We start from the raw sequence: 8,319 nt of genomic DNA, 5'->3' as shown, positions 1-8,319 counted from the left end.
GACTAAAGCTTTAAACTATAATTTGCTGGAACATAGGCAAGGTCAGATAGTCTTAACATCGAGAGGATTGAGAATATATGAGAGACTTAAAAAGGGCTTTAAAGCTAAGTAGATATATTATTAGACATCGTTTCGACTATGTTACGGATACCACTTTTTCTATAGTTGTATGCCAGAAATTTAACTTAAATAGAGAATATGTTTTAAGGATATTGGAGGTACTGCGATATATGCATATGAGTTTTTCAGATAAGAGTGAAAGCTGGTATATTAGATGTCTTACACGATATATGTTGGGTGTAGAATATAGCGGTAAAACATGGATAGTTAAAGGCTATAGGGAGTTGGGAGACTATTATCCATACTATTATGTAAACTATCTACCTAAATCACAGAAATATTTCTGCACATGCTTCTTAAATCGATATGGAAAAATTAGGGAGAAAAAAATATGCACACATATAGGTGCAGTAATATTATATAGAAAAATATGGAAAAAGTTAAATGAGTATTATTAAAGATGTTGACTAAGAAAATAAGTGATTTTTAATTGCTATGAACCCCGCAAACTATCCTTATTTGTATATTTTGTTTCTAAATTATTTTTGAGATCAAATATACAAATATTTATATATTTTTGTTTCATAAAAATATTATAATAGATATTGGGAAGATGAATAATGAAAAAAAGATTATTTATCTTTCTTTTATTTTCTTTTTCAATAATTAGTTTAGTTTTGTTACAAAGATATGATTCGAAACCTATAAATAAATTGTTTTCATATTCATGGGGTAGTTTTAATGGTAAGGCGAGAATTAGCGTAATTTTAGAGTTAGATGATGTACGAATTTTGAATGAACCATATATTGTTAAATGTACTTTGAGAATAGACGAATTAGGAAATCACAAGTATATTTACATATCTTATATTTCTCTTGAAATTGGAATAGGAGAGAAGGTTACTTATAATATAGATAAAATGTTTAAAGAGAAAGGAGATATTCTAGAATTTAACTTTACATTTAAGCCTAGAGAAGATTCGCTCATTAAGCCAGGAAAAATGTATGAGAGTAGTATATCTATAGATATTGATGGATACGCAGTAGATAAATCATATGATTTTAACTGGGGATTATATTTTTTCGAATATTTTGATATTTATGAGTATGCTTATAAACCCAATGTAAGCATTCTTTTTTACTATCCAACTAATGTTACGGTATTTAGTCCCTTTAATTTTACTGTTGAGATTATAAATAAAGGGGAAACTAAAATTAAGGATATAGAAGTTAAAATAATATCATCGTATATCTTCGAAATCTTAGGTAATGATAAGTATGAGACAGACATAATAAATCCTGGTGACATAAATAAATATACATTTGAATTGAAACCTAAATATTCAGAGGGAAATAAGGTAAATATCTATATAACGTATTCTGCTGAAACGGGATATCGATATTACAAAAGTTATTACAAATATATTTATGTTTCTAAAGCTAATTCTTCAATAACCTGTCAAGCTAATAAGGATGAAATATCAGAAGGCGATGAAATTGTAGTATCTGGCAAATTGACTCCGTCTATGAGAGAAATGATATCAATAATAATTACAGACCCGGACGGAAATGTCGATGAGAGAATAGTTTTCACAAATAGTTTAGGTGAATATTCTTATCAGTTAAGTCTTAACAAGGCTGGAAAATGGAGAATTAAAGCTTATTTTAAAGGGTCATCTGAATATTTGGAAAGTACTAGCAATGAGATTATCGTAACAGTAAAAGAGAAAATAACATATCCTAGAATAGACATAATAATATATCTTATATTGTCTGTAATATTTTTTGCTTTTGTGCTCGTTAAATACGGTTTGCTGAAAGCTTTATCGGTTGCATGCTTCATTGTGGCTACCCTTTTCCTTATCGACATGCTAAGAATATATTTATTATTTACCGTATACGGAACTATTTCACCATTAGTAGCCTTTTTTATCTCACAATACGTATATAATGTTATAGCCATAGAATTTATGTTGTTCATTGTATTCTTTGTCATAGGTGTCTTATTATATCTAAAGTCAAGGAAATAATTAACATACTGCTCGCTCGCCCGTCAAATAAGAGTGAAACATATTAGTAGAGTAAATGCTATTTATTATGGAGATTTAAGTGAACTTGAAAAATGAATATAGGCTTAATTTATTTAAAGCAAAAAGGCCTCTATCTCAATTAGGAATAATAGCATATGGATACAAGATTTCCAATTTAGGACGTAGACAAGATAGATTTAAAGTGCTTAAAGAATTGTGCCAAAAGATTTCTTTTAAGCTCAATACTCTATCGGTAAGATATTGTCCTACAGAGGAAGAAAATTATATTTTAGTCTTCAATCCACCTGAGTCTCCTAAAGAAATCAGGATAAATGGCTTTATTCTTAAGTTAGATATGAAGGGTGAAAGTCTTAACAAGTACCCGACATCGGCAAAGAGACTGTTTTATAATTTAACTAGACAGAAACTTGAATACCATGGATTTTGGAGAGTTGCTTATAATAAGTATTACAGTCTTTCTTGTGATAAAATAGTAGATGGAAAATCTGGAAGATATAAAATTTATAGGGGGGTATTCTTTAGATACGAAGTGATAAACAACTTTATATGGCTAGTTTTAGACCCGATAACTCGCGTTGTACATAATGATAACCTTTTAATTTTACTATCTAAGTATGGGCCTGAAAAGATTAAAGCTATGTTCAAGGAAGGACGTTATATTACTGTAAGTCAAGTTAAAGGAAATACTATTACTCTTAGTGTGAGAAAAGTATTAAGATTAAGAGAAGATTTAAAGGCAGGCAGAGACGAAGTGATAGAAAAAAATGGAAAATGGTATTCTGTCAAGAGCTGGTATCGAGATTATAAAAATTTACCTGAAATAGCAGATAAGATAGATGATAATGAACCTCTTCTTGAAACTGAAGGAGGTATCTACTTCGCTCCAAGTATGGCGTATCTAGTTTTAAGAACCAAGGATCTTGAAGGAGAATCTCAAGACATAAAAAGCGAGATCTATTTAACAGTTGATCGTAGACTTAAACAGATACAACGGTTTTTTAACGTAATAAATCCGCTTTACATATCTTCATTTCCCAATATTCCAAGGATTGAATTTTTAGAGGATCTAGCAATTTTTAAATACATAGAATTAAAACCACCTGATTTGCGCTTTGGGCATCAGAAATCTTTTAACCTAGAAAATGAAGGGGGTTTTCAGAACTACACAGTTTTCTTTAGGAGTAAGCTAAAGAAATTTGGCCCAGCAAAAGGTAAGATTAGTTTTTACGAAAAAAGATTAGTTTTAGCTTATCCTCGTGAATACTTGGCTGAGGAGCAAGTCAAGAAATTTTATTTAGATATCAGACGTATTGCTAAGAAATATCTTCATGTTACACTTCCACCTAAAAAGAGATTATATCTCTGGGAATATTCAAATGGTGACACTACTGAGATAAGGAAAAATTTTTCTGAATATAAGAATAAAGTAAAGGCTGTCCTTTGTATTCTAAGGAGCACTAATGACCCCTTATACTTTGAATTTAAAAGAGTATTTCAAGATGTTCCGTGCCAGATGACTACTAAAGACTTAGTGTTAAAGAAATATAATCTGCGAGATAAAGAGATGCATATATATTTTAATTCTATACTTAACTTAGTTTGCGGGTTTCTTGGAAAAATAGGTATTCGTCCATGGCTTTTAGGCAAAAATCTAAAGGGAGACTTATATATAGGAATAGACACAAGGCCGAGTAAAGTTGCTACAGTTTCTCTAATTAATAAAAAAGGAAATTACATTAACGAAATTAGTATCCCACTTAAAGGATCTAAGATTGAGAGTAATATTATGAGCGATTTAATAATACATCTTATTATGAAAAACATAAAGATTCTACCTAAAGATAGACCTATTCATCTTTTAATACATAGAGATGGCGATGTTTATCAAAGTGAAAAATTGGGTATAGATAACGCAATAGAACTACTTAAGCAAAGAGGATTAAAAGTTTTAGTAACCCTAGTTTCCATTAAAGAAACGACACCTTACAGAATTTTCAAATATAGTAAGGGTAATTTATTACCTTGTCCATCAGGCGTAATGGTGGAATTAAATAATCGTATGGGATTATTAGCTAGCGTTGGTTGGCCTCTTTTGAAACAAGGATTAGCTAAGCCACTTCTTATAGAGATAATTAGTAATGATGAAACTAATTACTCTCTCCAAGATGTTATTAAGGAAATTTACTATCTTTCTTTCCTTCACTGGGAGGGAGTAATTAAAAAACTGAAAATGCCTATAACTATAAAGTACGCAGATGAGTACGCAATTTTTGCAGAAAGGGAGATAGATATAGTTGGACCACCACTATAATTCTTTATGTATATCGCTTAAAGCCATTGCTAAAATTATAAATCTAATATCTTCGTCTTTTATTTTAGGAAAATTATATATTATTCTCTCAAATTTATCCCAGTTTGAAACTATAAATGGTCTCGGGATAATGTCGGCCAGAGGAGGTAAAATTCGTTTTACTAGTTCTTCATTCATATACTCTGGAAGCGACGACGCTTCCTTAACTCCGCTTCTAAATTTTTTCCAAGCATTTTTCATGGTTTGTATAAGTTTATTAGGTGCTTTAACAAGACACATATATTCGATTTGTGCTAGAGCTCTTATATCTAGCGGTGGGTGACTAGCATGCACATGTGTTGGATCATGCTCAATGGCCTCTAAGATAAGCATTTTTAGAAAGGCAGGACCACATAAACCTGTAGCTATGATATCAGAAACTATTTCCTCCAGCCAGTATCTACTCCATAATTTTATATAATTCTTAATACCTTCTTTTTCATATATACTTTCTCTCAACTTTTCCTCTATTATTGGTAGAGTTTTCATAATTATATTTTTTCTACTATAACGAAAATATATGTGCCCCAATTCATGAGAAAGTAAAACCCATTTCCAAGGCTTAGTAAGATTTGTAAATGGAAGCATGATAACGCTTATCTTTTCTTCTAATATGGGAATAGTTGCATATGAATTTCCTGGCGTAAGAATAAACAATAGATTTTTGGGAAAACCCATTTCCTTTGACATCAAATCTATATATTCATCTGCTAAACTTAAATACCTCCGAGAAACTTTCTTTTTGGCTTTTTCTCTTAGAGTAACTAATCCATAGATGATGTGAAAAATGTAGATAATCTGTTTTATTGATCGAAGCTTAAATAATATTCGGGTATATAATTCTTTATAGGCCTGTTTATTTTTCTCAATATAAAATAAGTATTTAATCAGTTTAGGTACTTCGTTATTAAGATATTCCTCTATCATGCTCAGCTTAACTGTAAACCTATTTGCTAAACCAGAGATTTTAATATCTTTTAAATCATCTATACAAATTGTATTATATGCTTTCTTTAAGAATATTATATCAGAGTATATGTCATCCTTTATTTTATTGAGAAATGTCGTGCTCATAGTGCTAATACCGTCCAGTTTGAGTTATAAGTTCCTCAGATAGAGTTGATGCTTCATAAGCTATACATTCTAACATTCTCTCAATTTCCTCAAAATCTTCTTCACTATAATTCCCCTTCTCTATATGCTTTAAAATTTCTAAGATTTTTCCTAACCTTTTTTCAACTCTTTTAAGATTAGCGTATCCATATTCCTCTTGAACAGCTTTAAGAAGCGGGGAGGGCCCATAACCAGACTTTAATATAAACTTTATTTCTTTTAAAAGATTGTTTATTATTATTCTTACTTTTAATATTCTTTCCTTTAAATCTTTCTCATTTTCATCTACTCTAAGCCCCCGCATTTTAAACTTTAAAAGAGTCAGAGCAGTTAGAGCATCCCCTATCCATCGAGCTGTTTTATTCAAACTCCATACTTCTGAGATTAGCATCCATTTAGTAGACATACTTCCACTTCTTTTGGATCTTGCCAAGATGTTAATATGATAGATATCTCTAATATAAGATATATTATTTTTTAAGGTTATTAATATTTTTAGGATTAAGAAAGAATGAAAAATAGACGAAAAGGGGTTTATTTCTGATCAGCATTTATTATTATTTATTCTAAACTTCTATAGTGCTCTAAAAAGCATTGAAAATAACTTTTATTTCTCTCTCATCTAAACCATATAGTTTAAATACTAAAGCATCTATTTTTGCATCTATATCTCGGATAACGTTATCAACCCTTATTATATCCGTCTCAACATTCTCTATATTCTCTTCTTTAAGCCATTTAGAAAATTCGTATTTGACCATTCTAATAATATTCATAGTTGACTCTTTTAAGTTTTTGTTAATCTCTCTTATTATAGGTACCTTAGTCTTAGATAAGAGATGACGAAGGGTCTTTATCCTAGCTTTAGACTCCAAAGCTACAAGAATAGAACAATAAACATGTAACATTAGATCTCTATCCTCGAACTCAATTTCATAAATTAAATTTTCTTCATTTTCTTCGTTTAGACCATAAATCTTAATTTTGTTTGATATCGAACTTCCTATTACTTTAAACTTTGAAAACTCTGAGTCTAAGACTTCATTCTCACTGTTTGGATAGAACGATACATTTAAAGTCCAAGAATTACTCCTTAGTCCTTTTCTGAGAGCCTGAGCATCGTTTTTTAGAATTTCCATTAACGTTTTTTCCATATTTTTAAGTTTAATCGACCATTCTTTCCATTTTTTAATAAATTGATATGTTAATTTTTTTAATAAGATGATTTTCTTGACGGAGTTAACAAGCGGGTTTTGCTGTATAGGCTTCGCCCTTATGATAGGTAGTCTTTCAATTTCATAGTTTCTTATATTATTTTGACTGGAGAAAAGTTCAAAGTTCCAATTTAGTAATGAAGAGTTTAGTAATCCTATAATATAATATGGGTTTAATGTTTCATCACTGATAAGTATATATTTAATTGCATTTGTAATTACATATCCTTTTTTTAGCCAAGTAAATCGTAATCTTGGCTTCAGTTTTCTATTTATCGTATTTCTGCCAATTATTTTATCCCTTTTATATATTTCCTCCGCTTTCGGTTTCTTTTTAAAAAATTCTTCCTTATTTTTAATCCACCTAGGCTGGGGACCTTCGGGATCCAAATCAACGAAATATCTATCTAGGTGTATTCCTTTTACAAGTATATCTCCTGTAGGTTCTTTGCTAATAAATTCTTTATCAATGGTTTCGTCTAGATGACCAACTCCAATTTCACCAATAGCTGGTATTTTCTTGTTTCCTTTAAATATTGGGAAAGTAGATATTTTCTTTAGTATTTTCCATTCTTCCTCAGGGTTATTAAAAATTGGTATTTGATAATCTTCTGATATTTCCTTAATTTCACTTTTCCTTATTTCAAGAAATTTTAAATCAAATAGTCGGCTTAATTCTTCTCTAGAAATATTTGTTTTTATTAAAATTTTATAATCATTTTTTACTTCAATTTTTTGATATAATAATATAATGACGTCTTGTGTCACATCCTCAAATACTTTAGTTTTTTCTGGAAACTGAAGTATTTTTATTATTCTAGCTTTTTCAAAAAATAACTTTCTAAGAAGCTTAGAATTATCCTCTCCCAAGAATGCCGTTGGAAAGATCATCGAAAAAAGTGCAGTGTTTTTCAATAAGAAGAAGCATTTTTCTAAAAACAACTTATAATAATTATAATTTCCCCTTTGATAATAAAATAGATTATTATATATTTTTGAAAAGGCTAACTTTTCTTCTTTGGTTTTTAGAAGTTGCTTTATTCTACCGTAGGGTGGATTTCCTATTATTATATCAAATCCTCTCTTTGATTCAGGTAGTACATTTCCATCCTTATCAAAAAATACAAACCAAAACTCTAAGATCCAATGAAGCGGCTTTAACTTCTTTAAAACTGATTGAGATATTTCTTTTTTACTTAAAAATTTCTTGAACACTTTATCTAATTCTAATCTAATTTCAATTTTTATATTCTCTATCTTGTCTACAAGTTCGCTTCTAGATGGATCTTCAATATATCGATCTCTAAGGCTATAAAGCTGGACAATTTTATCCTTAAATTTCATTTCTAAAAGTCTAATAGCATAATCTTGCGGTAATTCGATTAAAGAATCCCCGTATCTAAAATTCGTTTCCAAGCTTGGTAATATATGGCTGGTTTCTTTTGGTAGTCTGTCGTATCTGAAATCGGCTGGTGATAGCTTAATAGCTTCAAGCCATAAGTTCACTTTAGCTACTTCTATAGCTCTCCTA

The 8,319-nt window shown here is 29.9% G+C and carries 5 protein-coding genes; 2 read left to right on the top strand and 3 right to left on the bottom strand.

Annotated elements, in window-relative coordinates; all coding sequences use genetic code 11:
* Window positions 1–680 precede the first annotated feature (680 nt).
* Together LWW95_11200 and LWW95_11195 are read left to right on the top strand one after the other, a co-directional pair.
* A complete protein-coding gene (locus LWW95_11200; protein ID MDL1957590.1) occupies window positions 681–2,090 on the top strand; it encodes a hypothetical protein in 1,410 nt (469 codons plus the stop codon).
* Between the two features lie 79 nt (window positions 2,091–2,169).
* Complete coding sequence (locus tag LWW95_11195; GenBank protein ID MDL1957589.1) at window positions 2,170–4,422, top strand: hypothetical protein; 2,253 nt, start codon at window positions 2,170–2,172, stop codon at window positions 4,420–4,422.
* Here the strand turns inward: LWW95_11195 and LWW95_11190 are convergent.
* The 3 genes from LWW95_11190 to LWW95_11180 all read right to left on the bottom strand — a co-directional run.
* Window positions 4,417–5,535 (bottom strand): hypothetical protein, encoded by a 1,119-nt coding sequence (locus tag LWW95_11190; protein MDL1957588.1) that lies wholly within the window; start codon window positions 5,533–5,535, stop codon window positions 4,417–4,419. The two genes, LWW95_11195 and LWW95_11190, sit on opposite strands and share 6 nt — an antisense overlap.
* A gap of 4 nt (window positions 5,536–5,539) precedes the next feature.
* Window positions 5,540–5,980, bottom strand: coding sequence for a hypothetical protein (locus LWW95_11185; protein MDL1957587.1), 441 nt, complete (start codon window positions 5,978–5,980; stop codon window positions 5,540–5,542).
* Between the two features lie 178 nt (window positions 5,981–6,158).
* The coding region (locus LWW95_11180; protein ID MDL1957586.1) for an Eco57I restriction-modification methylase domain-containing protein at window positions 6,159–8,319 on the bottom strand (2,161 nt) is incomplete at its 5' end.

Origin of the sequence: Candidatus Desulfofervidus auxilii (assembly GCA_030262725.1) — a bacterium.
Taxonomy (GTDB): Bacteria; Desulfobacterota; Desulfofervidia; order Desulfofervidales; family Desulfofervidaceae; genus JAJSZS01.
Note: the sequence above shows the minus strand (reverse complement) of the source record. Positions and strands in the feature narration are given on the sequence as shown.